General features: G+C 68.6%; 25 protein-coding genes. 10 read left to right on the plus strand and 15 right to left on the minus strand.

Features of this window, described 5'->3' with window-relative positions:
* Positions 1–26 precede the first annotated feature (26 nt).
* Genes KBO27_RS21595 through KBO27_RS21620 form a run of 6 tightly spaced genes read right to left on the minus strand, consistent with a single transcriptional unit; the run spans position 27 to position 3,530 of the window.
* On the minus strand, positions 27–503 hold the full coding sequence (locus KBO27_RS21595; RefSeq protein ID WP_210971688.1) for a hypothetical protein: 477 nt from the start codon (positions 501–503) through the stop codon (positions 27–29).
* Positions 504–543: 40 nt separating this feature from the next.
* Positions 544–894, minus strand: coding sequence for a hypothetical protein (locus KBO27_RS21600; RefSeq protein WP_210971689.1), 351 nt, complete (start codon positions 892–894; stop codon positions 544–546).
* Between the two features lies 1 nt (position 895).
* A complete protein-coding gene (locus tag KBO27_RS21605; protein ID WP_210971690.1) occupies positions 896–1,195 on the minus strand; it encodes a hypothetical protein in 300 nt (99 codons plus the stop codon).
* A gap of 30 nt (positions 1,196–1,225) precedes the next feature.
* Entirely contained in the window at positions 1,226–1,891 is a 666-nt protein-coding gene (locus tag KBO27_RS21610) for a hypothetical protein (protein WP_210971691.1), read from the minus strand.
* 2 nt (positions 1,892–1,893) lie between these two features.
* A complete protein-coding gene (locus tag KBO27_RS21615) occupies positions 1,894–3,135 on the minus strand; it encodes a putative T7SS-secreted protein (RefSeq protein WP_210971692.1) in 1,242 nt (413 codons plus the stop codon).
* Complete coding sequence (locus tag KBO27_RS21620) at positions 3,132–3,530, minus strand: WXG100 family type VII secretion target (RefSeq protein WP_210971693.1); 399 nt, start codon at positions 3,528–3,530, stop codon at positions 3,132–3,134. Before KBO27_RS21620 ends, KBO27_RS21615 begins: the two co-directional genes overlap by 4 nt.
* 160 nt (positions 3,531–3,690) lie before the next feature.
* On the opposite strand from KBO27_RS21620, the gene KBO27_RS21625 reads away from it, so the two are divergent.
* From KBO27_RS21625 to KBO27_RS21635, 3 genes are all read left to right on the plus strand, one after another.
* The gene (locus tag KBO27_RS21625) at positions 3,691–3,948 is read left to right on the plus strand and encodes a hypothetical protein (RefSeq protein ID WP_210971694.1); all 258 of its coding nucleotides are present in this window, start codon (positions 3,691–3,693) and stop codon (positions 3,946–3,948) included.
* A gap of 147 nt (positions 3,949–4,095) precedes the next feature.
* Complete coding sequence (locus KBO27_RS21630) at positions 4,096–4,674, plus strand: dihydrofolate reductase family protein (protein ID WP_210971695.1); 579 nt, start codon at positions 4,096–4,098, stop codon at positions 4,672–4,674.
* 100 nt (positions 4,675–4,774) lie between these two features.
* Positions 4,775–5,026: a hypothetical protein gene (locus KBO27_RS21635; protein WP_210971696.1), complete on the plus strand. Its 252-nt coding sequence runs from the start codon at positions 4,775–4,777 to the stop codon at positions 5,024–5,026.
* 4 nt (positions 5,027–5,030) lie between these two features.
* On the opposite strand, the gene KBO27_RS21640 is transcribed toward KBO27_RS21635, so the two are convergent.
* A complete protein-coding gene (locus KBO27_RS21640; RefSeq protein WP_210971697.1) occupies positions 5,031–5,708 on the minus strand; it encodes a hypothetical protein in 678 nt (225 codons plus the stop codon).
* A 174-nt stretch (positions 5,709–5,882) separates the two neighbouring features.
* On the opposite strand from KBO27_RS21640, the gene KBO27_RS33860 reads away from it, so the two are divergent.
* Positions 5,883–6,254, plus strand: a complete 372-nt coding sequence (locus tag KBO27_RS33860; RefSeq protein ID WP_246537695.1) for a hypothetical protein — start codon at positions 5,883–5,885, stop codon at positions 6,252–6,254.
* Between the two features lie 74 nt (positions 6,255–6,328).
* Here KBO27_RS33860 and KBO27_RS21650 read toward each other — a convergent pair whose 3' ends face one another.
* Entirely contained in the window at positions 6,329–7,195 is an 867-nt protein-coding gene (locus KBO27_RS21650) for an AraC family transcriptional regulator (RefSeq protein WP_210971698.1), read from the minus strand.
* Between the two features lie 118 nt (positions 7,196–7,313).
* On the opposite strand from KBO27_RS21650, the gene KBO27_RS21655 reads away from it, so the two are divergent.
* On the plus strand, positions 7,314–8,144 hold the full coding sequence (locus tag KBO27_RS21655) for a phytanoyl-CoA dioxygenase family protein (RefSeq protein WP_210971699.1): 831 nt from the start codon (positions 7,314–7,316) through the stop codon (positions 8,142–8,144).
* On the opposite strand, the gene KBO27_RS21660 is transcribed toward KBO27_RS21655, so the two are convergent.
* Positions 8,117–8,968, minus strand: a complete 852-nt coding sequence (locus KBO27_RS21660; RefSeq protein ID WP_210971700.1) for a helix-turn-helix transcriptional regulator — start codon at positions 8,966–8,968, stop codon at positions 8,117–8,119. The two genes, KBO27_RS21655 and KBO27_RS21660, sit on opposite strands and share 28 nt — an antisense overlap.
* Before the next feature lie 124 nt (positions 8,969–9,092).
* Here KBO27_RS21660 and KBO27_RS21665 point away from each other — a divergent pair, with 124 nt between their 5' ends.
* The 3 genes from KBO27_RS21665 to KBO27_RS21675 all read left to right on the plus strand — a co-directional run bounded on the left by KBO27_RS21665 (position 9,093) and on the right by KBO27_RS21675 (position 11,844).
* Positions 9,093–9,818 (plus strand): alpha/beta fold hydrolase, encoded by a 726-nt coding sequence (locus tag KBO27_RS21665; protein ID WP_210971701.1) that lies wholly within the window; start codon positions 9,093–9,095, stop codon positions 9,816–9,818.
* Positions 9,819–10,084: 266 nt separating this feature from the next.
* The gene (locus KBO27_RS21670) at positions 10,085–10,738 is read left to right on the plus strand and encodes a maleylpyruvate isomerase family mycothiol-dependent enzyme (RefSeq protein ID WP_210971702.1); all 654 of its coding nucleotides are present in this window, start codon (positions 10,085–10,087) and stop codon (positions 10,736–10,738) included.
* A gap of 317 nt (positions 10,739–11,055) precedes the next feature.
* The gene (locus tag KBO27_RS21675) at positions 11,056–11,844 is read left to right on the plus strand and encodes an FkbM family methyltransferase (protein ID WP_210971703.1); all 789 of its coding nucleotides are present in this window, start codon (positions 11,056–11,058) and stop codon (positions 11,842–11,844) included.
* A gap of 55 nt (positions 11,845–11,899) precedes the next feature.
* Here the strand turns inward: KBO27_RS21675 and helR are convergent, their stop codons facing one another.
* Positions 11,900–14,053 (minus strand): RNA polymerase recycling motor ATPase HelR, encoded by a 2,154-nt coding sequence (helR, locus tag KBO27_RS21680; RefSeq protein WP_307870537.1) that lies wholly within the window; start codon positions 14,051–14,053, stop codon positions 11,900–11,902.
* A gap of 403 nt (positions 14,054–14,456) precedes the next feature.
* On the opposite strand from helR, the gene KBO27_RS21685 reads away from it, so the two are divergent.
* Together KBO27_RS21685 and KBO27_RS21690 are read left to right on the plus strand one after the other, a co-directional pair.
* Positions 14,457–14,618 (plus strand): hypothetical protein, encoded by a 162-nt coding sequence (locus KBO27_RS21685; protein ID WP_210971704.1) that lies wholly within the window; start codon positions 14,457–14,459, stop codon positions 14,616–14,618.
* Positions 14,609–15,415, plus strand: coding sequence for a hypothetical protein (locus tag KBO27_RS21690; protein WP_210971705.1), 807 nt, complete (start codon positions 14,609–14,611; stop codon positions 15,413–15,415). Before KBO27_RS21685 ends, KBO27_RS21690 begins: the two co-directional genes overlap by 10 nt.
* A 250-nt stretch (positions 15,416–15,665) precedes the next feature.
* Here KBO27_RS21690 and KBO27_RS21695 read toward each other — a convergent pair whose 3' ends face one another.
* The 5 genes from KBO27_RS21695 to carA all read right to left on the minus strand — a co-directional run bounded on the left by KBO27_RS21695 (position 15,666) and on the right by carA (position 22,956).
* Positions 15,666–16,022 (minus strand): hypothetical protein, encoded by a 357-nt coding sequence (locus tag KBO27_RS21695; protein ID WP_210971706.1) that lies wholly within the window; start codon positions 16,020–16,022, stop codon positions 15,666–15,668.
* Positions 16,019–17,101, minus strand: coding sequence for a serine/threonine-protein kinase (locus KBO27_RS21700; RefSeq protein ID WP_210971707.1), 1,083 nt, complete (start codon positions 17,099–17,101; stop codon positions 16,019–16,021). The genes KBO27_RS21695 and KBO27_RS21700 overlap by 4 nt, the downstream gene beginning before the upstream one ends.
* Before the next feature lie 564 nt (positions 17,102–17,665).
* A complete protein-coding gene (gene pyrF / locus KBO27_RS21705) occupies positions 17,666–18,517 on the minus strand; it encodes an orotidine-5'-phosphate decarboxylase (RefSeq protein ID WP_210971708.1) in 852 nt (283 codons plus the stop codon).
* Between the two features lie 6 nt (positions 18,518–18,523).
* Complete coding sequence (gene carB / locus KBO27_RS21710) at positions 18,524–21,835, minus strand: carbamoyl-phosphate synthase large subunit (RefSeq protein ID WP_210971709.1); 3,312 nt, start codon at positions 21,833–21,835, stop codon at positions 18,524–18,526.
* Entirely contained in the window at positions 21,835–22,956 is a 1,122-nt protein-coding gene (carA, locus tag KBO27_RS21715) for a glutamine-hydrolyzing carbamoyl-phosphate synthase small subunit (RefSeq protein WP_210971710.1), read from the minus strand. The genes carB and carA overlap by 1 nt, the downstream gene beginning before the upstream one ends.
* Between the last annotated feature and the right edge of the window lie 47 nt (positions 22,957–23,003).

The following is a 23,003-nucleotide window of genomic DNA, read 5'->3' on the forward strand; positions in this document are numbered from 1 at the left end:
AACTGACCGATGTGCCTACAAACGGCCTAGCGTTCCAGCAGATGGCCAATCTCTTCCCAGCGCTTTCTCCGTGCGTCGATGGCCTTCAACACGGCGATGCCGAAGAGCACGAGCATGATCATTGCGATGCCCAGGGAGGCGTAGTAGCGGGCGCCATCTGCGGGTTCGAAGGAGTTCAGAGCTCCGAGCAAGATGATCACGTCGACGACGCCGTAGAGCAACGTCAGGCCGAATTGCCTGTTGAACTTCTTGGCCCAGACCTTGTGGCGCTCGCGTGCCCAGTTGAGCTCTTGAGGTGACAGTCCGGATTTCGGTGCGAACGGGCCATCGCTCGGGGACAACGTGGTCGTCCGCGGATGCGCGAGAACCAGCATGCGCCCAGCAGAGTTGGGGATCGTCCTGACGACCGTCAACCCGGCCGCGTTGACTGCCATCCCGATATCCGTCAGCGACAGAACCGCGTACTGGGACGTATCGAGGTGATAGCACCCCTTGTCGTCCATCTCAGCATCCCTCAGCTCGGCGTTGAGCCGACTCAGGGAATCACCCTCGTCCAGCATTGGCCTGGTTTTCTGCCGAGTTCAGGTCGAAGCGCAGCAGCCAGCCGTTCTTGCCGAGTTCGTCATCCCGGTAAGCCCAGCCGTACTTTCGAAGCATGTCGACGATCTCGGCCATCGGGATCTCCCGGTAATCCAGCCAGTCGATTTCGACTGCTTGCTGACGCGCCCTCTGCTCCTGCGCCAGCTGCTCAAGCCGTGCCAGCTGGCGTTCCCTCCGACTGGCACGGACGCCGCGAGGAGTACCAAGGGCGGTCGCGACAGTGACCACGGTGAAGAGCAGCAAGGAAGGGATGAAGATCCACAACGCGAGGTCATTGGCGAGTTCCTTCGACACGTCAACCTGCCTTCTTCGCGGTGCGGACAAAGCGCAGCATCAAGCTGCCGTACCGACTGACCTCACCGGTGAATTGGAAGCCCTCGCGCCTGGCCAGTTCCTTGATCATGTGGTCGGAGAGGGGATGCGCACGCCAGACCGTGACCTCGACCTGCCCGTCACCTGCTCGACGACGGCCGGCCAAGTCCTTCCTCACCGAGGAGATACCACGCGCCGTGCTCTGGAAGCGCGCAAACACCCGTTCCAAGGCCACCCACAGCATTACCGCAGCAAAAAGCAAGCCGCCGATCAGCGTGCCCACACCTGTCAACTCCTCTGCACATCCAAACGGCTACAGGCCAGCAAGCCGGTCAGCGATCGTGGCCCGAGACGGATCGGTGAACGAGATGCTACGAGCGATCCCATCCAGCATCGCAACGTAGTGAGGCCAGTCGTCAAGCGACTCGCTCGTGACCCCGACGATCACCAGGTATTGCCCGCCCGGTACAGGAAAGAGCACCTGCGCCTGCCGAACCCGGTGCTCGTTCTCCTCCACGCGGCCGCTCAAGGTCACGGGCAGAACGACCTTGACTTCTTCCCCAACAACAATCGCTTCACCGGCCGGATAGTCGGCCAGGCCGACTTCGCGTGTCGTTCCCGGCTGCTTGAGCGCGTTCACGAGAACCGAGAGAGGCTGGGTTCCTGACAATGCAGCGTCCTGAACGAGGATGCTGAACTGCGCGACCGCCAGCTTCGACGGGTCAGCTTCCGAACGGGCAACGCAATGCGCTACGTACACAGCGCCCTGCCTGCGCAGCTGGGACAACATCGCTTCCTGGAGATATGCCACGCGCAGCGGTTCAGCGTCCGAGGCATCAGACATGACCGCGGTGGCGTTGCCGACGGCACGTTGAAAACGCTCGGCGGGGGCTTCGTCCAGGTCCAGCTCGTTGAACTGGTCAGGCACTTTGAACCACAGCGGCACACCCAGGTCAGAACCTGTTTCCGCAGCCATCATGATTACGAAGCCCCCTTGATGGAAATGCCGCTCAACACCCCGGCCACGGCGCCGCTGGCATTCTTCGCGTCAGTCGTAGCCTGGTCATTGGAAATCAAGCCGGCAGCGGCAGGGACCTGCAGTGCAACGCTGGCTCCTCCTTGGAATACCTTGGCGACGTTTTGCTGCAGCTCCACCGGCGCATCAGCTTTGACGAGCTTGTCCGCGAGCACGTCGAAAGCCTTCGCCGGCTCCTGCGCTGCTTGACCAGCTTCCTGCGCGAACGCGCGGCCGCCCTTGTAGACGGCTTCACCAGCCGTGTCGAGCATTCCGGAGGCACCGGTGGCGCGGCTGACATCAACTAATCGGTCCGCACCTGCGACAACATCGCCAGCTGCGTTGAAGCCCTTGGAAATCGCTCCGACTCCGGGAACCAGTCCCGCTACGTCACCACCCAGCGAGACCCAGGCATTCATGTCGTCGTATTTCTCGTTCACGACCATGTCTGCACCGTGTGCAGCTAGCGCCACGCCACCAGCGATCAGGGCAATCGGTCCAGCGATGGGAGCGCATACGGGAATAAGTGCCAGCGCCCCGGCCACTGCCGACACGATGCCAGCTATGTCGCCGATATCGCCGAGGTGGTCCTTGAACCATTTGCCTGCATCATCCCAAATCTCTGACAGAGAGTCGAAGAATGCCTTGTTCGGAGCCTTCTGCGCTGCCTCGTTGAGTTTGTCCGCGCAGGTCCGGGCATCGTCTTCCCAGATGTCCTGCAAGTCACCGGCCTTCCGGCGAATGCTCTCGACCTCGTCCCAGGCGTCGTTCGCAGCGGTGACCTTCTGAACCGCGGAGTCGTGCAGTACCGGGTCGTCGGCGTTCTGCTGCGCCGCGTTGCGCGCGCTCTCTGCCGCCTTCGTCTTCGCTTCGTAGTCCTGCAGAGCGCGACGTGCTCGATCCTCCAGCCGTGCGGCTTCGTTCTGGTGCTCCTGGAGACGGTCACCCCAGGCCGTGAGGGCTTTACTGGCATTCTTGAGAGATTCCTGCGCATCGGCCAGGTATTGGGGAAGTTCCCCGAGGCCGCCCGCGAAGGCCTTCGCGGCCTCACCTTTCCACACGTCCTTCTGGTTCTTCACCGACATCAGGACTTCGTGGGCTTCGCGTGAGTACGTGGCGGTGTCGTCAAGTTGCTTGGCGACCGACCGCACTGCGGCGATGTCGCCGCGTGCCGGGTCGAATCCCAGCGATGGGCACTTTCCACTCATCGCGCACTCCCGGCTTGACCGTTGCCCGTGGTTTCCGCCGCGACGTCTCCGGACATATTCTGCAGGCTCGAGGCGATCGAGTTGTCCAGCTCGGCGTAGGTCTGCTTGGAAGCATCTAGTACGTCCTTGACCTTGCCGACCGCCTCACGGAGCTTGTCCAGGCCCTCTTCCCAATCTGCGCGGAAGTCCGAACACGCCTCGTCGAGCTCGGCTGGTCCCAGGCTCCCCGAGCCGCCATCCTTCATCCTCTTCGTCGCACCATCGATGTTCTCGATCGTCCGATCAAGGTTCTTGCCCAGGGCGTCAAGGCCGCCGATATCGACCGAAAAGTCCGACAAGTCGGTGTCCCCCGTAAACAGGATTCGCCAGCAAACGGGGGCCACCGTATCGTCCACAGGCTCTGCTGGGAGACGATTCGGCGAAATGTGCTCGACACTACCTCTGGGGAAACCAAACCCGAAAGATCACAAGACTTCGAGCACCAATGGGAAGGATGCTATGCCACTGCGGTCCACGCCTCCAGCGAATCCCGCACGACGTCGCCGGCTGCGGGTGATGTGGATCGCGACCTTCACGCCGTTCTTAACTGGTCTGCTCATCGCCGGCCTCGCATTCCACTGGGTATTCCTGCCTGCTGCCGCGCTCTGGATCGCAGCCTTGGGGTGCGTGCTCCGCATGGAGTCCCTGGACCATCAGACACGCTCGGCCGCCGAAGCCACCCCGCGGCAGCAGCTGACCAAGGCCGGTTGGCTGCTGCTCGCGATCGCCCTCATCACCGCGAGCGCTGCAGCCGTGAACGCAGCGCTGGGGTGACCCGGGGCTCGGCAGGTGGTCCGGCAGGTGCTGGGAGCCGCCGACAACCCGACGTCACTCGCTTCGGCGGTTGGAGGGCGCCGATGAATTCCTCCAGCTGAGCTGGTCTACCTGGACGTGCTCGCGCCCGAGGTTGGAGGAGACGGCATGGCGAAGTCGGTTCTGTACATGGCGATGTCGCTTGACGGATTCATCGCCGGTCCGGAGGACGGGCCGGGCAACGGGCTCGGCAACGGTGGCCTCCGGCTGCACGAATGGCTCGGCGAGCCCGTCGCCGGGTATCCGCACTTCGACCCGCCGGGGGTGAGCGGGCAGGTGTTCGCCGAGGTGATGAGGACCGGTGCCGTCGTCGTCGGCCGCAAGACGTTCGACTACGCCGGCCACTGGGACGGTGACCACCACGGCGTGCCGATCTTCGTGCCCACGCGCGGCACCCCGCCGCAACCGCAGAGCGGCTGGGTGCACTACGTCCCCGATGTCGCGACCGCGATGCGCGAGGCCAAGGCGGCCGCCGGGACCGAGGACGTGATGGTGCACGGGGCCGCCCTCGCGCAGTCTTTGCTGCGCGAGGGTTTGCTCGACGAGCTGGAGATCCAGCTGATCCCGGTCGTGCTCGGCGACGGGCGACGACTGTTCGGCTCAGACCACGTCGAGCTGGAGCTGACGCGCGTCCTCGACGCACCGGGCGTCACGCACCTGCACTACCGAGTCCTCCCGTCGTCCTGATCCTCGTCACTTCGGTGGTGAGATCGCCGCGGAAGAGGGCCCCAGCCGGTGATCCGCACGACGGGATCCCGACGTACTTCGGGCCCGCATACTGACACCCATGACTTCGCCAACTCCCCGGTCCCGTTATCCCGCTTGTGCGCTGTGCGGTGGGACGTTCGTCGGCGGGATGCGGATGACCAGCCAGCACAAGACCGGGGTGTTCCCGTTCCGGAAGCGGCTGTGGGTCAATCCGCTCTCCACGCTCAGCGCTGTCGTGTGCCTGGGGTGCGGGCACACGAAGCTGTTCGCCGACGAGCTCAACCGGCTCCGCTTCGAGGCGCAGCGGCATCCGGAGATCTTCGACTGGTAGCGGGTCAGGACGTGAGCGTGTCGAGGAAGCGGTTGTGGCGGAGTCTCGTGGCTCGTTCGAGGGCGGCGAGGGCTCCGGCGGTGATCAGGGTGGTGTTCGCCCAGGTGGAGAGGTGGATCGGCGAGGTGAACGTGCCGACCTTCTCGGCGATGATCGGGCTGTGGGTCAGGACCTCGGCGCCGTGGAGGAGGTTCACCGCGAGCGCCACGACGAGGATGACCACCGCTGCTGCGCCGATGACCGCGCTGGCGCGGGGATAGCGCTGCCCGAGCCTCGCGCGAAGGCCTTCCTGGGAGCGGGGGTGCGGGCGCAGGGCGCGTTCCACGCCGGCTTCGGAGACGAAGTGCATGCGCTTCAGGCCGAACGCGGTGGTGGCGACCTCGATGACGCCGCCGGGCACCGGGAACGCCGTCGGCACGTTGGAGCGGGACACCTGCACGCCGTTCCGGTACAGCGCGGCGGGGGCTTTGCCCTCCCCGTTGTCGTGCTGCTGCCGCGTCTTCGCATCGGCGAGGTGCCGGACGTCGACCGCGTAGCTGTGACTGATCCCGTCGTGGTCGGCGAGTTCGAGGAAGAACACGGATCGGGCGAAGAGCTGCCAGAGGTGGTAATCGCGAAGCGGGCTCCCGTCGCCGGCTCTGACCTTGGCGAGCTGCCAGCGTCTCTTGAGCTTGTTGACCATTCGGGCGCCTCTCGTCGTAGAACCCATCCCCTGCGCTAGTCAACGGCGTGTCCTCGGGGCAGGGTCAAGAGGCGCTGCGGGCTGCGGCCGACGAGGCGACGGCGTCACCTCCCTCGGGAAACACACCTGTTCGCCAGACTTGTCCTGCGTGCGGGGCGTGACACAATCCGCACCATGAGTTACCAGCCACACGATCCCTACGACCGGAACGACCCCGGGCGCTACCCGTACGGGGACGACTACGGCGACCGGCGCCCTCCGCGGCGTCCGGGGCAGGTCGGGGACACCATCGCGCGGGTCGTGCGGATCGTGGTGTCGATCGTGGTGCTGGTGTTCGCGTTGCACGTGCTGTTCGTGGTGCTCGACGCGAACCAGAGCAACGGCTTCGTGTCGTTCATCTACACCCTCGCGCAGACCTTCGTGCTGGGCCTCGGTGACGTCTTCACCCCGGAGGACGCACTGCTCGGCGTGGTGCTCAACTACGCGCTGGCCGCGTTGATCTGGTTCATCGTCGGACAGATCATCATCAAGATCATCCGCCGCTGAGCGCGGTGGGGTGGGCTCCGACAGCCCGGGCTGACCTTCCACGCAGGTCACGGCGCCTCGTGCGGAGTTGTCGATCACGCGGTCTCGCGCTCCACCGGCAGCCACAGCGCGGCATCGGCCTCCGAACCGTCCTCCGACATCCGGGTGCGCAGGATCTCCGGCCCGGGACGGCTCCGGTACGGGTTCGACGGGAACCACTCGGTGAACACGTCCCGCCACAGGTTCTGGATCGCTTCCGGCGCCGGGCCCGAGGTCGTGAACTCCGCCCACGTCCCGGCTCGCACGGTCAGCGCGGCCATGCCCTCCGGAACCGGTGAGGAGGTGATCACGCCGTGGTAGTAGTCGAGTTCCGTGCCTTCGGCTCGGCTCGGGTCCAGGTCGTCGCAGACGGCGAGAACGCCGCTCGGTTCGCCGTCGGACAGCTGCTCCAGGTGCGCGTGGGTCCGCTCGCCCAGTCCGCGGACGAAGTCGATGATCGCCTGGTTCGGCCCCGAGTGCACGAGCGGCACCCGGGTTTTCGGCCCCACCACCGTGAACTCCGGCTTGTCCACGACCCGATATCGCATGCTGCTGCTCCCGTCGACGACGAGCCGGAAGCTCATCCGCGGCTGGGAGCTCAGCGAAGCACCCGTGCGCCGCGCCTCCGCCGGCCCGACACCGTGCATCGCGCGGAACGCCCGCGCGAACGCCTCGCCGGAGCTGTAGCCGTAGCGCACCGCGATCTGCAGCAGGGGCTCGCGCCCGTCCAGCACCTCCGCTCCGGCCACGGTCAGCCGACGGCGCCTGATGTACTCCGACAGCGGCATCCCGGCCAGCGCCGAGAACATCCGCCGCAGGTGGTGCTCCGAGGTGGCCGCCACCCGCGCGAGCTCGCCTGCGTCGACGGAGCCGTCGAGCTGCCGCTCGATGTGCTCCATCGCCTGGTTGAGCCGTTCCAGCACGCTCGCCTCCGCAGTTCCGTCCCGTTGATTCAAGCAGGTCGGGCCCGTCATCCACCCGACAGAAGCTGCGCGGGAAATGTCGGGCGACCGAGTCCGGCGACGCCGCACGATGAGAGGCATGCACGACACGACCTTGGTATCCCGGTTCCTCCGCGACGGCTTCGTCAAGCTCGAAGGCGCCGTCGCACCCCGCGTGGCAGCGGACTGCGCGCGGCTACTGTGGCGGGAGACCGGCTGCGACCCGGACGATCCGAGGACGTGGACCCAACCCGTGCACTGGGTGGGCGGGCTGGCGCAAGGACCGTTCGCCGCCGCGCCCAACTCCCCTGCCCTGCACCACGCGTACGACCTGCTGGTCGGTGCCGGGCGCTGGGAACAGCGGTACTCGCTCGGCACCTTCCCGCTGCGCTTTCCGCACGAGGAAGAGCCGGATGACGCAGGCTGGCACATCGAGGGGAGCTACGAGGTGGAGGGCGAAACCTGGCCCTTCACCAATCTGCGCTCGCACGGCCGAGCGCTGCTGATGCTGTTCCTGTTCAGCGAGGTCGGGCAGGACGACGCGCCGACCCGGATCCGGGTCGGCTCCCACCTCGACGTGCCGAAGGTGCTCGAACCCTACGGCGAAGCGGGCGCAAGTGGCCTGGTCATGGCGCCGGACCTGGTGGCGGCGTCCGACCACCGACCGCTCGCCCTCGCCACCGGAGCGCCGGGCGACGTGTTCCTCTGCCATCCGTTCCTGGTGCACGCGGCTCAGCCGCACCACGGTGCACATCCGCGCTTCATGGCCCAGCCTCCGCTGATGCCGGCTGCCCCGTGCGAACTGGAACGGGCCGATGGCGCGTACTCCCCCGTCGAGATCGCGATCCTCCGGGGCCTGGGACGTGAACCTGGCCGGCGGGCGCCGCGTGACGATCGCAGGGGTCAGCAAGCACGCTCCGAAGCGTCCTGACCACTTCGACCGGTGACCGAGGTGGTGGCGAGCAGGGTCAGCTTCTCGGCGCTGTCCGTTCCGGGGTCGGGGTGGAAGATGACCAGGGCCTGGCCCGGGCTGCCTTCGACACCGAGGCGTTCCCGGTTGAGCACCAGCTGCCCGACCTGCGGGTGGTCCACGCGCATCGGCGCCGCCGCGCACACGAGAACGTCGTGCCTCGCCCAGATCTTGCTGAACCGGATGCTGGCGAGGCTGAGCTCCCCGACGATCTCGATGTAGCGGGGATCGTCGGTGTCCGTGCCGACCGCCTTCCGGAAACCCGCGACAGCGCTCACCGAATCGGACTCCCAATCCGGGTGGAGCGCTCGCTCGGCGGGGTCGAGGAACATCTCGCGCAGGCGGTTGGTGCCCGCCACCAGGCGTGGTGACAGCGCGGTCGCCAGGGGGTTGGCCGCGAGGACGTCCATGTAGCGGCTCTCGACGAACGCCGGAAGTGCCAGTGAATCGAGGAGTTTCGCCGTGCTCGGCCGGAGCTTCTGCACCGGGGGCTTGTGGCGGCGCTTGGGCTGGGCGGCGCCCAGGCGCAGCAGGTGGTCCGTCGCGGCCTCGTCGAGCCGCAGCACGCGCGCGAGCGACTCCAGCACCTGCACCGACGGGTTGCGGTCGCGGCCCTGCTCCAACCGCAGGTAGTAGTCGGCGCTGATGCCGGCGAGCATCGCGACCTCCTCCCTGCGCAGCCCCGGTACCCGCCGCACGCCCATCACGGGGATCCCGGCCTGCTCGGGCGTGACCAGCTCACGGCGTGCGCGCACGAACTCGCCCAGCAGGTTCTGCTCACCCATAGGTCCAGCGTAGGCGCGCGGATGTGGGCGTGCCTGGTCCTGCGAGCCCCAGGGTCGCGGGGGCTCTGGTCGAGGTGGCCGACCGGCGGGAACGTGGTCGGCACATCGACGAAGGAGTGCACGAATGTCCACGTTTCTGCTGGTGCACGGCGCCTGGCACAGCGGTCGGGCGTGGGACCGGGTGGTTCCGCTGCTCCACGACCACCGGGTGCTCACCCCGACCCTGACCGGCTACGGCGGCACCGCCCACCTGCTGAGCCCGGACGTGGGGCTGCGCACCCACTCCGCCGACGTCGTCCGGTTGATCCTCGCCGAGGACCTGCACGACGTCGTGCTCGTCGGGCACAGCTACGCCGGGCTCGTCATCTCCGATGCGGCCAACCAGGTTCCCGACAGGATCGCGCGGCTGGTCTACCTCGACGCGATGGTGCCCGTCGACGGCGAGACCGCGGCCGACGTCATGCCGCAGGCGCGGAAGGCCATCGACCGGGCGCTCGACTCCGACAGCGGCTTCCGCGTCCCGCCACCGCCCGAAACCCCGGAGGGCCTGTTCGGCGTCAGCGACCCCGCGGACCTCTCGTGGCTGCGGTCGATGCTGTCCGACCAGCCCGTCGGGGCGCTCCGAGAGACCGTCCGCCTGGACAACCCCGCGGTGCGGACGATCCCCCGAGTCCACATCCACTGCACCGACGTCCCCGCGGGCTTCGCCCGGCGCCCCGTCCCAGCCGTGCAGCCCAACGGGAAGCCCGAAGTCGTCTGGGAACTGCCCACCGGCCACGACTGCATGATCACCACCCCGCACGAGCTGGCGGAACTCCTGCTGCGCCTGGCTCCAACCAACCCGAACTGACCCAACCCGCACCCCGGCCCCGTCTCGAGTCCCCGGATTACGGCGGTAATCGGGTCCCTGATTACGGCGGTAATCCGGGTTCGCCACCACCTCCGCACCCACACCACCCGGAATACGGCCGTAATCCGGTCCCCGATTACGGCGGTAATCCGGGTTCGCCACTGCGGACTCGGGTGGGGTTGGGGGTGAGGACAGCGGGTCGCGGGAGGGTTGAAGAGTTGGTGAATTGCGGGTGTGGTGTCGGTGGGGTGTCGTACGGTCGACGCGTGAAGACGGATTTCGAAGAGCTCTTCCGGATTTCGGAGGAGAACCGTCGGCTGGCGGCGGACATGTTCGCCTCGTTGACGCCGGAGCAGTGGACGACGCCGAGCCTGTGCGCGGGGTGGACCGTGCGGGAGGTGGCAGCGCACCTGCTCGCTCCGCTCGAAACCCGGTTCAGCTGGTTTCGCGTGCTGCGCACGGTCGTTCGCTACCGCGGTGACCTCGACCGGTACGTCGACGAGCAGACCCGCGAATGGGCCGAGCGTCCCACCGACGAGCTCGTGGCCGGCCTGCGCCGGCTGGCCGGGCGGCAGTTGAACGTGCCGTTCGTCGGGCCCTTCGGTCCGATGACCGACACGTGCATCCACCTGCGCGACGCCGCCCGGCCGCTCGGCCTCGACGTCAACCCGCCGCCGAGCTCGTGGCGACCGGCGCTGGACTTCCTCACCACCACGAACGGCGCTCGCGCCTTCCTGCCCGCCAGCCGCCTCACAGGCCTGCGACTCATCGCCACCGACCAGGACTGGGCCTGGGGCGACGGTGGTGAGATCCACGGCCCGAGCGAGGCGTTGACGCTGGCCGTCACCGGACGGTCGGTCGCACTGCCCGACCTCGAAGGCCCGGGCGTCGAGACCCTCGGGAGCCGGATCACGAGCTGAGCTCGGACCGCATCCCCAGGATCGTCCACTTCGGACGGTAATCGCGGGCGTTGCCGCCCTCCCGAGGAGGCGGGCTCAATCGTGCAGTCCCCTGTGGCGCCTCCACGGCCAAGGCCGCTCCACGATCCACACGACGTTGCCGGCAAGTCCGGGATGGACGCGAAGATCGTCGTCCGGAAAAGAACGCACCGAACCTTGAGGGTAGAACTCCGGTTCTGGCCCTCATGTCGGCGCGCACCCCGCTCGTTAGACTTCGATCGTCTGAAACGGCCTCGGAAATCGACAAATCCGGCGCAGCTCCCAGCAACCACCGAAGGATGAGCATCGTGCACACCACCACCGCGCCCACGAATCCGCCTTTAAGCCCACCGCGCAAGCGGCTCTCGGCAATTGCGGGCTCCTTGCGCGCTGCGGCATCGGTTTCGCTGGCTGAACCGGAATTGCGAGGGCTGTCGCAGCTGGTGCGGCCCGGTGATGTCTGCTTCGACATCGGTGCCGCGTACGGGATGTACAGCTTCAGCCTGGCGCAACTGGTCGGACCGTCCGGTGCGGTGCACTCGTTCGAACCGCAGCCTAAACCTCGGCGAATTCTGCGCACCGGCGTCCGCGCTTCGAACCTGGAGAACGTGCACGTCATCGATGCTGCGGTCGGTGAAAGTTCCGGTGAACTGGAGATGTCCTTGCCGGTGAAGTTCGGTTTCGCCCCGATCCACGGGCATGCGCACGTCAACGACGGAGTGCGGCAAAGCCGACCGAATTCCACTGTCACCCGCACCCGCAGCTGGTCCACCCCGATTCGGTCGGTCGACGAGTTCTGCGCGGAGAACTCGATCTCGCGCGTCGACTTCATGAAGGTCGACGTGGAAGGATTCGAACCGACCGTCATCTCCGGCGCAAGGGAGATCATCGAGAAGAACCGACCGATCTTGCTCCTGGAGATCGAAGATCGCCACCTCTCCCGGTATTCCACCACCGCCGCCGAATTCACCGCCACGCTGCGGTACCTGGGATATCGAATGCACGTGTGGAATCGGCAGGAATGGGTTCTCGCCGAAACCGTCACCTCGGATCGGCGCAACTACCTGTTCACCTCCGAGACCCCCTGACGCGGTTGCGGCGCTGGGCCGCAATTCACCCGCGTCGAACGCCAAGTTGGCCGGATCACGAGCTCAGCGCGGACAGGACCTCGGGGAGCGGTTCGGCGTGCACGACTCCCAGCCTCTGCGTCGCCCGGGTGAGGGCGACGTAGAGCTCCGCGACACCTCGGTCGCCTTCGGCCAGGATCCGGCCCGGTTCGACCACGAGAACCGCGTCGAACTCCAGTCCCTTGGTCTCTGCGGGCGGGACAGCACCTGGGACGCCCCGCGGCCCGATGACGACGCTGGTGCCCTCGCGCACCGCCTCCTGCCGGTTGAACTCCTCGATGGCAGAGGACATCTCGTCCTCCGCGACCTGGCGGCGCCAGGGCGCGACCCCGCAGGAGCGGACCGAGTCCGGGGGCGCCACGTCGGGGGCGAAATCGGCCAGCAGCGACGCCGCGACCTGCATGATCTCCGCCGGGGTGCGGTAGTTGACCGTCAGCTCCCGGTACGCCCAGCGGCCGGGGACGTAGCGTTCCAGCATCGCGCCCCACGCCACGGCACCCGCCGCTGAGCGACGCTGCGCCAGGTCCCCGACCACGGTGAACGAGCGACTGGGGCATCGGCGCATCAGGACTCGCCAGTCCATTTCGGACAGTTCCTGCGCCTCGTCGACGACGACGTGCCGGTAGGTCCAGTCCCGGTCGGCAGCGGCGCGTTCGGCGAGATCGCGGGTGTCGTGCTCGACGAAGCGCTCCGCCAGGTCTTCCGCGTGCAGCAGGTCCTGGGCGAGCAGGTGATCTTCGTCGTCCATCATGTCGTGCCGCTCGGTCTGCATGATCTCCAGGACCCCGGCGGCGTACTCGGCCTCGACGGCTCGTTCCGGGGCCTCCGGGTCGGACGTCTTCACGACGCCCAGCAGGTCGACGAGCTCGTCGAGCAGCGGGACGTCGGAGACCGTCCACGCCTGGCCATCGGCGCGGTGCAGCGACTCCGCACCGACCGCCCGCGACCGCTCCGCAGAGGAGTACACCTCTGCCAGGAGCTGCTGCGGGGTGAGGATCGGCCACAGCTCGTCGAGGGCCTCGGTGAAGGCCGGGTGCTCGCCCAGCTCGGTCAGCAGATCGGCCCGCAGGTTCTCCCACACCTCCTTGTTGTCCCTGGTCAACCAGCCCTTGCCGATGCGGCCGATAGCGCGTTCGGTGAGCACGTAGGTGACGATGTCGGTGAACACCGCGCGCGCCTCGTTGTGCGGCAGTCCGCTGTCGCGGGCCTCCTCGCGCGCCCACTCGACGGTCGCGGCGTCGATGCGGACCGTCACGTCCTCCAGCTCGATGTGCAGCGGCTGCTCCGGCAACCGCTGGCGGTCGGCGACCGCCGCGCGGAGCACGTCGAGGATCTTCAGCGAGCCCTTGAGCTGCGCGACCTCCGGTGCGTCCTCGGCCGTGACGTGCAGGCCGGGCACCAGGTCTCCGGTGGTGGCGAACACGACGTCGGACTCCCCCAGCGACGGCAGGACGCGGCCGATGTGGGTGAGGAACGCCGGGTTCGGGCCGACGACCAGCACGCCGCTGCGCTCCATCCGCTCGCGCTGCGTGTAGAGCAGGTAGGCGACGCGGTGCAGCGCGACGACGGTCTTGCCGGTCCCCGGCCCGCCCTCGATGACCAGCACACCCGCGTGGTCGAGCCGGATGATGCGGTCCTGCTCGGACTGGATGGTGGCGACGATGTCGCGCATCCCCTCCCCGCGCGGAGCGTTGACCGCGGCGAGCAGCGCCGCATCACCACCGGTTTCGCCGTCCGGGCGCCCGAGGACCTCGTCGGTGAAGTCGGTGACCTGGCGGCCTCGGGTGTGGAACTGGCGTCGCCGGCGCATGTTCTCCGGGCTTGCCGCGGTGGCGACGTAGAACGGGCGTGCCGCCGGGGCACGCCAGTCCAGCAGCAGCGGCCGGTAGTCGTCGTCGGAGTCGAACAGCCCGATCCGACCGATGTAGCGGCGCTCGCCGTCGACCGCGTCGAGCCGGCCGAAGCACAGGCCCTGGTCGGCCACGCCGAGCCGCTTGAGCTCCCTGGCCTGCGCCCGGACCTCCACGTCACGTTCCATCGCCGACGCGCCGGTCCCCCGCAGCGCGTGCGCGTAGCGCGTCTCGACCCGCGCGCGTTCGGCGTCGAGCTGTTCGTAGAGCTCCGCGACGTAGGCGCGTTCGGACGCCAGTTCTTGTTCGTGCTGGGACACGTGTTCCTCGCAATTGATCGATTCCCCCAGCCGGGCACCGCGTTTTCGCTGGTCTCGGCCCAGGCCGAGCATTGTGCGGCGCACCCGGGGCCTTGCCGCAAGTCCCCCCACCCCCTGTAAGATGAGAGCGGGAAGAGGGGATCTGCTCTCTCACCGTTCCGCCGCAATTCTTCGGCAAATCCGTCGCGCCTCTTGCCGATCAGCCGATCGCATCCGGTCGTTCCCGCTGATCGCGCCGCCCCGGGTGTGACCCGCGGTCACGCCGCTGCGGTCCCCGGAACGTGATGTTGCGTGCCCGACCGTCACGCGCGGACATTCGATCTCGTCACTGTTTCCACTGTGGAGGGATGAGAACATGTGCGCCAGTTGGCGAATTCCGGCTTGCGAGCGTCACGGTGAGGTCGTGGTGACGCTGCTGGTGCGGGACGAGATCTCCGTCGCCCAGGAGGGCGTGGAGGTCGTGGTCGCGCGCAGCCAGCTCACCGACGTCGCCGACAAGCTCTACTTCCTCGACCAGGCGTTCCGCGCCGAGGCCCGCGACGTGGTGGAAGCGCTGTGCGACTGATGACCTGCCTGATGCTGTGGGCGCTGCTCGCGGGCTGCGCGACCGAGGTGCCGGAACGGCCCGAGGACCTGTTCTGGGAGGTCTACCGGCGGCAGGCCACCCAGCCCGTCGTGCACACCCGCCGCGAACGCTTCACCACCCCCGAGACCGCCGCGACGCGCCGGATGGTGCTGGTCAGCGACGAGATCTTCGACCACCGGTCGGGGCACCACGTCGGGACCAGCATCGAGCACTGGCGCGGTGAGAGCGTCGTGCGGACCAGGTGCGTCGACGGCGTCCGCCACGGCTACCGGCCCTCCCGCAAGACGTGGGACGAACCCGAATCGAGCTCGTTGTGCCAGGTCAGCACACGTCCGCTGCTCGGCGACGGGATCATTCCCGGGGGCCTGTCGGACTCGCAGGCCGACGCGGTGGTGGAGTCGCTGCGCGGCGAGCACCGGTTCCTCATCCCGCTGCCACCGACCCCGGTCGACGTCGGCGGCAAGCGCTACCTGCGGATTCCGGTGCGGGCGCGTCCCACCGAGCACGACGGCACGGCGTGGGACATGCAGCACCTGCTGTTCGCGCTGCACGACGCGGGCGTGGACCCGAGGACGTACCCGTTCCAGCCCGCCGACGACACCGGGGCCGGCGCGGACCTGACCTACTTCGTCGATCCGGCCACGCTGCTGCCCGCCTTCGTCCACCGCCAGATGCTGCCCGCGCCGGGGCCGGTGGTGCGGGTCGAATACGTCCGCCCGGCACGGCTTCCCGCTGATCCGCTGGCCGACGTGACCCCGTGGGCGCTGAGCTGGTGACCCCACCGCCGCCGCGAAGACCCGGATTACCGCCGTAATCAGAACCCCGAAAACCGCCGTAATCGGGTACCCGGAAAACCGCCGTAATCGGGTCCCCGAAAACTGCCGTAATCGGGTTCCCGAAAACTGCGGTATTCCGGGGCCTGAGAACTGCGGTATTCCGGAAGCCTGAAGCCGCCGTGAATCGGGTGGCTGGTAACCGGGGTGATTCGGGGGTGTTGAGGGTGGGGGTGGGTGTTGGAGGGGTGGGTCAGCCGTCGCCGCCTCGTGACTTCTTGTCCTCGCTGCGGGGTTCCGGCGGGTTGACCGTCACGGTGACCGGGACCGAACCGGGCACCGGGATGGTGCGCACGTCCTCGGCGACCCGGTCGGCGGCGGCCATGATGGATCCGGCGCTGTCGGAGTCCAGCGCGCCGTCGGCGACCGCCTCGGCGATCTCGCGATGCAGCGCGGCCAGCGCGGTCTCGGTGTCGAGGCGGTTCTGCGCCAGGGCCGCGGCCTTCACCTCGGCGACGCGGGCGCTCAACCGCGTCCGCACCTGCGGGTCGTCACCGCAGCCGGCCAGCACGAACCCGACCAGGAGCAGGACGGGCAGCAACCGGTTCATCCGCGCACCAGCCTCTCCAGGTTGGCCAGGTCCACGGGCAACCGATCGACACCGGGACTCCCGGAAACCGGCGGCAATCCGGGTGTTTCGGACCTCTCGGGCCAGAAGGCGACGAGGAGCGCGGCCAGGGCCACCACCACGAGCAGTCCGGCCGCGATCGGTGCGACCGGCGGTTGCGAGGGTTGCGGCTGGATCGGCATCGACTGCGTCGGCGGGCGGTGCGCCCGCTGCTGCGGGATGCGCGGAGGCGGTGCCGGGAGCGGCGGCGGGACCGGGGCGATGACCTCGGTGGTGCGGCCGTTGAGCAGGTCACCGGCCTGCTCGGCGGTGATGCGGCGCGCCGGGTCGGCGGCGAGCATCGCGAGCAGACCGCGCCGCAGGCGAGCGGGGATGCTGAACGGGATCTGCGGCGGGCGGACCAGCCGCGCCACTGCCGCGTCCGGCCCGCCCGGGTACTCCACGCGCCCGGTCACGCACTCCAGCAGCACCAGGCCCAGCGCGTACACGTCGGCCGGGAACCCCACGTCACCACCGGAAACCTGCTCCGGAGCCATGTAGGTGGTGGTGCCGACGACCATGCGCGAGTCGGTCAGCCGGCCCGCCGCGTCGGCCAGTCGCGACACCCCGAAGTCGGCCAGGTAGGCGCGGCCGTCGTTGCCGATGAGGACGTTGGTGGGCTTGACGTCGCGGTGCACGACGTCGTTGCCGTGCACGTAGGCCAGCACGTCGGCGAGCTTGCCCCCGATGTCGGCGACGTCCTCGGGACGCATCGGCCCGGACTCGGTGACGTCGGCCAGCGTGCCGCCCTCGATCAACTCCATGATCAGGAACAGCTCGTCCTCGTCGGCGCTGAAGTCGTGCACCGTCACCAGACCCGGGTGGCTCAGCCCCGCCAGGATGCGCGCTTCCTCCGCGAAGCGCTTGCGCCCCAACTCATCGGTCGCCGAGCGGAAGACCTTGGCCGCGACCAACCGCTGCAGGCGGGTGTCCATCGCCCGGTGGACGTCGGCCATCCCGCCGCCACCGAGACGAGACCCCAACCGGTACCGCGCGCCCAGCAGCGGAGCATCGTCGGTCATCGAGCCAACCCTCCGAACCCCTCAACACAGCGACCCTAACGGGTGAAGATCACTCCGCGATCACCAGCTTGCACCCCTCCAACGAGCCGGCCGGACACCGGTGATCACCGGAAGAATCCCCGCTGCTCAGGCGATTCCGGCCACGACGGGGAGGTTCGGAGCACCCGCCGAACAGCAGCCACCAGCGATCACCCGAACGGAGCAGTTCATTCAAATTTCGCGCGAAATTCGAACGCCCCGGACACCCGACCGCCGGCCACTGCTGGGCACGACCAGCGGCTACGACGCGAGGACGTGCTGAGGAAACGCCAGCCACGGAAGTCCCAGCCTCGCGGCGACTCGACGAAGACCACCTCGGTTGGCGGAACGCCACGACAACGTCAGATCCGCTGTCCGGCGATCTCCACGAGCTCGGCCGCGTCCTTGAGCCGAACTCGAGCGTGGAGCCGTCGGTGGGTTCATCGTTCAGCCAGAGCAGCCGAGCTCGACCGCATCGGGAATTCGGCGCGAAACACCCGTCCCCGGCGCGAATGTGTCGTGCCGGGGACGGGTGTTGTGGTCGGCTCAGTCGTTGAGCTGGTGGTTGATGTCGTCTGCGAGGCGGGTGTGGGTGTCCCGCAGGGACTTCACCTCCGGGCCGTGGCGGAGGACGTCTCGCGACGTGGTCGGGAGGACGTGCGGGAGGGCTCGGCCGAAGACGGCCTTGAGGTCCCGGACCGTGGCGCCCTGGGCGCCGAGGCCCGGGGCGAGGATGGGGCCGTTGAGGTCGGAGAAGTCCAGCTCCCCCGCGGGGATGGTGGCGCCTGCCACCACGCCCACGTGCCCCATCGGCTCCTTGCCCAGGTTGCTCTCCGCCGCGGAGTCCACGATGTACTGGCCGACCGTGTCGCCGCTGCCGTGGACCGACTGCTGCAGGCCCACGCCCTCCGGGTTGGAGGTGCGGGCCAGCACGAACACGCCCCTGCCGTTCTGCTCGGCCAGGCCGATGGCCGGGGCCAGCGAGCCGTAGCCGAGGTACGGCGAGACCGTGATCGCGTCGACCGCCAGCGGGGCGCGCTCGTCGAGGTAGGCCATCGCGTAGGCCGTCATCGTCGAGCCGATGTCGCCGCGCTTGACGTCCAGCAGCACCAGCGCACCGGCCTGCTGCGACTCCGCGATCACCTTCTCCAGCACCGCGATGCCCGCGGACCCGTAGGCCTCGAAGAACGCCGACTGCGGCTTGAGCAGCGCCACCCGGTCGGCCAGCGCCTCCACCACGGTCATCGCGAACCGCTCCAAGGCCTGGGGGCTCTCCCCCAGCTGCCAGGCGTGCAGCAGCGACGGGTGCGGGTCGATGCCCACGCACAGCGGCCCGCGCCGGCTCACCGCATCGGCGAGCCGGGCGCCGAAGCCGGCGCGCAGCGGAGCATCAGGCATCGCCGCTCACCGCCCCTGCCGCAGCGCGGCCTGCAGGGCCTGCAGCGGGCGGACGCCGATGTTGCCGCCGATCGCGGCCTCGATGCCCTGCACCGCCGCGGCAGCGCCCTGCACCGTGGTGATGCACGGGATGTCGCGGGACACGGCGGCCGTGCGGATCTCGTAGCCGTCGACCCGCGGACCCGGGTTGCCGTACGGGGTGTTGATGATCATGTCGACCTCGCCCGCCTTGATCAGGTCGACGACGTCGCGCTGGCCCTCGACCGACTCGGTGTGCTTGGCGACCACGGTGGAGGTGATGCCGTTGCGCCGCAACACCTCGGCGGTGCCCTCCGTCGCCAGGATCTCGAACCCGAGGTCGGCCAACCGCTTGACCGGGAACACCAGCGAGCGCTTGTCCCGGTTGGCCACCGAGACGAACACCTTGCCCGAGGTCGGCAGCGAGCCGTAGGCACCTGCCTGCGACTTGGCGAACGCCTGGCCGAACGAGGTGTCGATGCCCATGACCTCGCCCGTCGACTTCATCTCCGGCCCGAGCAGCGAGTCGACCCCGACGCCCTCGCGGGTCCGGAAGCGGTGGAACGGCAGGACCGCTTCCTTGACCGCCACCGGCGCCTCGACCGGCAGGTCGGCGCCGTCGCCCTCCTCGGGCAGCATGCCTTCGGAGCGCAGCTCGGAGATCTTGGCGCCCAGCATGATCCGCGCCGCGGCCTTGGCCAGCGGAGCGGCCGTGGCCTTCGAGACGAACGGAACCGTCCGCGACGCGCGCGGATTGGCCTCCAGCACGTAGAGCACGTCGTCCTTGAGCGCGTACTGCACGTTGAGCAGACCGTGCACGCCCACACCGCGCGCGATGGCCTCCGTGGAGCGGCGGACCATCTCGATGTCCTGGCGCCCCAACGTGATCGGCGGCAGCGCGCACGCCGAGTCGCCGGAGTGGATGCCGGCCTCCTCGATGTGCTCCATCACGCCGCCGAGGTAGATCTCGGTGCCGTCGCACAGCGCGTCGACGTCGATCTCGATCGCGTCGTCGAGGAACTTGTCCACCAGCACCGGGTGCTCCGGCGTCACCTCGGTGGCGCGGGCGATGTAGTTGGCCAGCGACGCCTCGTCGTAGACGATCTCCATGCCCCGGCCGCCGAGCACGTAGGACGGTCGCACCAGCACCGGGTAGCCGATGTCGTCGGCGATCCGCTTGGCGCCCTCGAAGGACGTCGCGGTGCCGTACTGCGGGGCCGGCAGACCGGCCGCGACCAGCACGTCGCCGAACGCGCCGCGCTCCTCGGCCAGGTGGATCGCCTCCGGCGCGGTGCCCACGATCGGCACGCCCGCGTCCGCGAGCCGCTGCGCCAGGCCCAGCGGGGTCTGGCCGCCCAGCTGCACGATCACGCCCGCGACCGTGCCCGAGGCCTGCTCGGAGTGCACGACCTCCAGGACGTCCTCGAAGGTCAGCGGCTCGAAGTACAGCCGGTCCGAGGTGTCGTAGTCGGTGGAGACCGTCTCCGGGTTGCAGTTGACCATCACCGTCTCGTACCCGGCCTCGCGCAGCGCCATGGCCGCGTGCACGCACGAGTAGTCGAACTCGATGCCCTGGCCGATGCGGTTCGGGCCCGAGCCGAGGATGATCACCTTCGGCTTCTCGCGCTGCTCGGCGACCTCCGACTCCGCCGCCGGGTCGGACTCGTAGGCCGAGTAGTGGTACGGGGTGTTGGCCGCGAACTCGGCGGCGCAGGTGTCGACCGTCTTGTACACCGGCCGCACGCCCAGCCGGTGGCGCAGCGCGCGAACGCCGTCCTCACCGGCCAGTTCCGGGCGCAGCGCGGCGATCTGGCGGTCCGACAGGCCCGCGCGCTTGGCCACGCGCAGCAGCGCGGCGTCCAGCACCGGGGCGTCGACGAGCTCGCGGCGCAGCTCCACCCACGCCGAGATCTGGTCGACGAACCACGGGTCGATGCCCGAGGCCTCGTGCACCTGCTCGACGGTGGCGCCGAAGCGCAGCGCGCGCTCGACGGTGTAGATCCGGCCGTCGTGCGCGGTGCGCATCTCCTCCAGAGTGGACTCCAGCGTCGCGTTCTCGGGATCGGGCTTGGTCCAGAAGCCGACGGACTTGGTCTCCATCGACCGCAGGGCCTTGCCCATCGCCTCGGAGAAGCTGCGGCCCACGGCCATCGCCTCGCCGACGCTCTTCATCGTCGTGGTCAGCTCCTGGTCCGCGCCCGGGAACTTCTCGAAGGCGAACCGCGGCACCTTCACGACCACGTAGTCCAGCGTGGGCTCGAACGACGCCGGGGTCTCGCCGGTGATGTCGTTCTGGATCTCGTCGAGGGTGTAGCCGACGGCGAGCTTCGCGGCGATCTTGGCGATCGGGAAACCCGTCGCCTTCGACGCCAGCGCCGAGGACCGCGACACCCGCGGGTTCATCTCGATGACGACCATGCGGCCGTTCTCCGGGTGGATGGCGAACTGGATGTTGCAGCCACCGGTGTCCACGCCGACCTCGCGCAGCACGTCGATGCCGACGTCGCGCATGTGCTGGTACTCGCGGTCGGTGAGCGTCATCGACGGTGCCACGGTCACCGAGTCACCGGTGTGCACGCCCATCGGGTCGACGTTCTCGATGGAGCAGATGACCACCACGTTGTCGGCGTGGTCGCGCATCAGCTCCAGCTCGTACTCCTTCCAGCCGAGCACGCTCTCCTCGATGAGCACCTCGTGCACCGGGGACTCGGACAGCCCGAAGGAGGCCATCCGCTCCAGGTCCTCCTCGGTGTGCGCCATGCCCGAACCCAGACCACCCATGGTGAAGCTGGGCCGGATGACCACCGGCAGACCCGAGGTCTCGACGAACGAGCGGACGTCGTCCATCGACTTGCAGACCTTCGACGAGGGCACCTCGCCGCCGACCGAGCGCACGATGTCCTTGAACATCTGCCGGTCCTCGCCGCGCTGGATCGCGTCCACGTCCGCGCCGATGAGCTCCACGCCGTACTTGTCGAGCACACCGCGCTCGTGCAGCGCGATCGCCGTGTTCAGCGCCGTCTGCCCGCCCAGCGTCGCCAGGATCGCGTCCGGGCGCTCGGCGTCGATGACCTTCTCCACGAACTCCGGCGTGATCGGCTCGATGTAGGTGGCGTCGGCGAACTCCGGGTCGGTCATGATCGTCGCCGGGTTGGAGTTCACCAGCGAGACGCGGATGCCCTCCTCCCGCAGCACGCGGCACGCCTGGGTGCCGGAGTAGTCGAACTCGCACGCCTGACCGATGACGATCGGCCCGGAACCGATCACCAGAACGTGCTTGATGTCAGTACGCTTTGGCATTACCGAGCCTCGCTCATCAGATCAACGAACTTGTCGAACAGGGGCGCCGCGTCGTGCGGACCGGCCGCCGCCTCGGGGTGGTACTGGACGGAGAAGGCCGGGCCGCCCAGCAGCCGCAGACCTTCGACGGCACCGTCGTTGGCGCAGTGGTGGGACACGATCGCGCGGCCGAAGTCGGTGTCGAACTCCTCGCCCGGCTCGCCTTCCACCGCGAAACCGTGGTTCTGCGCGGTGATGGCGACCCTGCCGGTCTCGTGGTCGATGACCGGGATGTTGATGCCGCGGTGGCCGTACTGCAGCTTGTAGGTGCCGCGGCCCAGCGCGCGACCGAGGACCTGGTTGCCGAAGCAGATGCCGAACAGCGGCAGCTTGCGGTCCAGGGCCTGGCGGGTCAGCTCGACCTGCGCGTCGGTGGTCGCCGGGTCACCGGGACCGTTGGACAGGAACAGCCCGTCCGGCGCGATCTCCAGGATCTCGTCCATCGTGGACGCCAGCGGCATCACGTGGATCTCGATGCCCCGCTGAGCCATCATCCGCGGCGTGTTCGCCTTGATGCCCATGTCCAGCGCGGCCACCGTGAACCGCTTCTGGCCCTCGGCCGGGATCACGTAGGACTTGCCGGTGGTGACATCGCCCGCCAGGGACGCGCCCACCATCTCCGAGGAATCCTTCACCGCGGCCACCATCTGCTCGTCCGAGAGCAGCTCGGGGCCCGAGAAGATGCCGCCGCGCATCGCGCCCAGCTCGCGCACGTGGCGGGTCAGGGTGCGGGTGTCGATCCCCGAGATGCCGACGACGCCCTGGTTGGTCAGCTCGTCGTCCAGGCTGCGGGTGGAGCGCCAGTTCGACGGGCGGCGGGCGGGGTCGCGCACGGCGTAGCCGGCGACCCAGATCTTGTCCGACTCGTCGTCCTCGTCGTTCCAGCCGGTGTTGCCGATCTGCGGCGCGGTCTGCACCACGATCTGCCGGTGGTAGGACGGATCGGTCAGCGTCTCCTGGTAGCCGGTCATGCCCGTGGTGAACACGACCTCCCCGAGGGTGCGGCCCACCTTGCCGTAAGCCTCCCCGCGGAAGATCCGGCCGTCCTCCAGCACCAACGCGGCCGGTGTGTACGCGGTCATTTCTCCTCCTGTGCTGGCGTGGGGATGACCCACGCCCCGGTCGGTCG

It is taken from the genome of Saccharopolyspora endophytica, assembly GCF_018070075.1.
Taxonomy (GTDB): Bacteria; Actinomycetota; Actinomycetes; order Mycobacteriales; family Pseudonocardiaceae; genus Saccharopolyspora; species Saccharopolyspora endophytica.

Bases quoted from the DNA above. Each gene is read 5' to 3' on its own strand.
- KBO27_RS21595 (WP_210971688.1), bottom strand. From the start codon at position 503: ATGGACGACAAGGGGTGCTATCACCTCGATACGTCCCAGTACGCGGTT.
- KBO27_RS21610 (WP_210971691.1), bottom strand. From the start codon at position 1,891: ATGATGGCTGCGGAAACAGGTTCTGACCTGGGTGTGCCGCTGTGGTTC.
- KBO27_RS21615 (WP_210971692.1), bottom strand. From the start codon at position 3,135: ATGAGTGGAAAGTGCCCATCGCTGGGATTCGACCCGGCACGCGGCGAC.
- KBO27_RS21625 (WP_210971694.1), top strand. From the start codon at position 3,691: ATGTGGATCGCGACCTTCACGCCGTTCTTAACTGGTCTGCTCATCGCC.
- KBO27_RS21630 (WP_210971695.1), top strand. From the start codon at position 4,096: ATGGCGAAGTCGGTTCTGTACATGGCGATGTCGCTTGACGGATTCATC.
- KBO27_RS21635 (WP_210971696.1), top strand. From the start codon at position 4,775: ATGACTTCGCCAACTCCCCGGTCCCGTTATCCCGCTTGTGCGCTGTGC.
- KBO27_RS21640 (WP_210971697.1), bottom strand. From the start codon at position 5,708: ATGGTCAACAAGCTCAAGAGACGCTGGCAGCTCGCCAAGGTCAGAGCC.
- KBO27_RS33860 (WP_246537695.1), top strand. From the start codon at position 5,883: ATGAGTTACCAGCCACACGATCCCTACGACCGGAACGACCCCGGGCGC.
- KBO27_RS21655 (WP_210971699.1), top strand. From the start codon at position 7,314: ATGCACGACACGACCTTGGTATCCCGGTTCCTCCGCGACGGCTTCGTC.
- KBO27_RS21660 (WP_210971700.1), bottom strand. From the start codon at position 8,968: ATGGGTGAGCAGAACCTGCTGGGCGAGTTCGTGCGCGCACGCCGTGAG.
- KBO27_RS21665 (WP_210971701.1), top strand. From the start codon at position 9,093: ATGTCCACGTTTCTGCTGGTGCACGGCGCCTGGCACAGCGGTCGGGCG.
- KBO27_RS21675 (WP_210971703.1), top strand. From the start codon at position 11,056: ATGAGCATCGTGCACACCACCACCGCGCCCACGAATCCGCCTTTAAGC.
- KBO27_RS21695 (WP_210971706.1), bottom strand. From the start codon at position 16,022: ATGAACCGGTTGCTGCCCGTCCTGCTCCTGGTCGGGTTCGTGCTGGCC.
- KBO27_RS21700 (WP_210971707.1), bottom strand. From the start codon at position 17,101: ATGACCGACGATGCTCCGCTGCTGGGCGCGCGGTACCGGTTGGGGTCT.
- pyrF (WP_210971708.1), bottom strand. From the start codon at position 18,517: ATGCCTGATGCTCCGCTGCGCGCCGGCTTCGGCGCCCGGCTCGCCGAT.
- carB (WP_210971709.1), bottom strand. From the start codon at position 21,835: ATGCCAAAGCGTACTGACATCAAGCACGTTCTGGTGATCGGTTCCGGG.
- carA (WP_210971710.1), bottom strand. From the start codon at position 22,956: ATGACCGCGTACACACCGGCCGCGTTGGTGCTGGAGGACGGCCGGATC.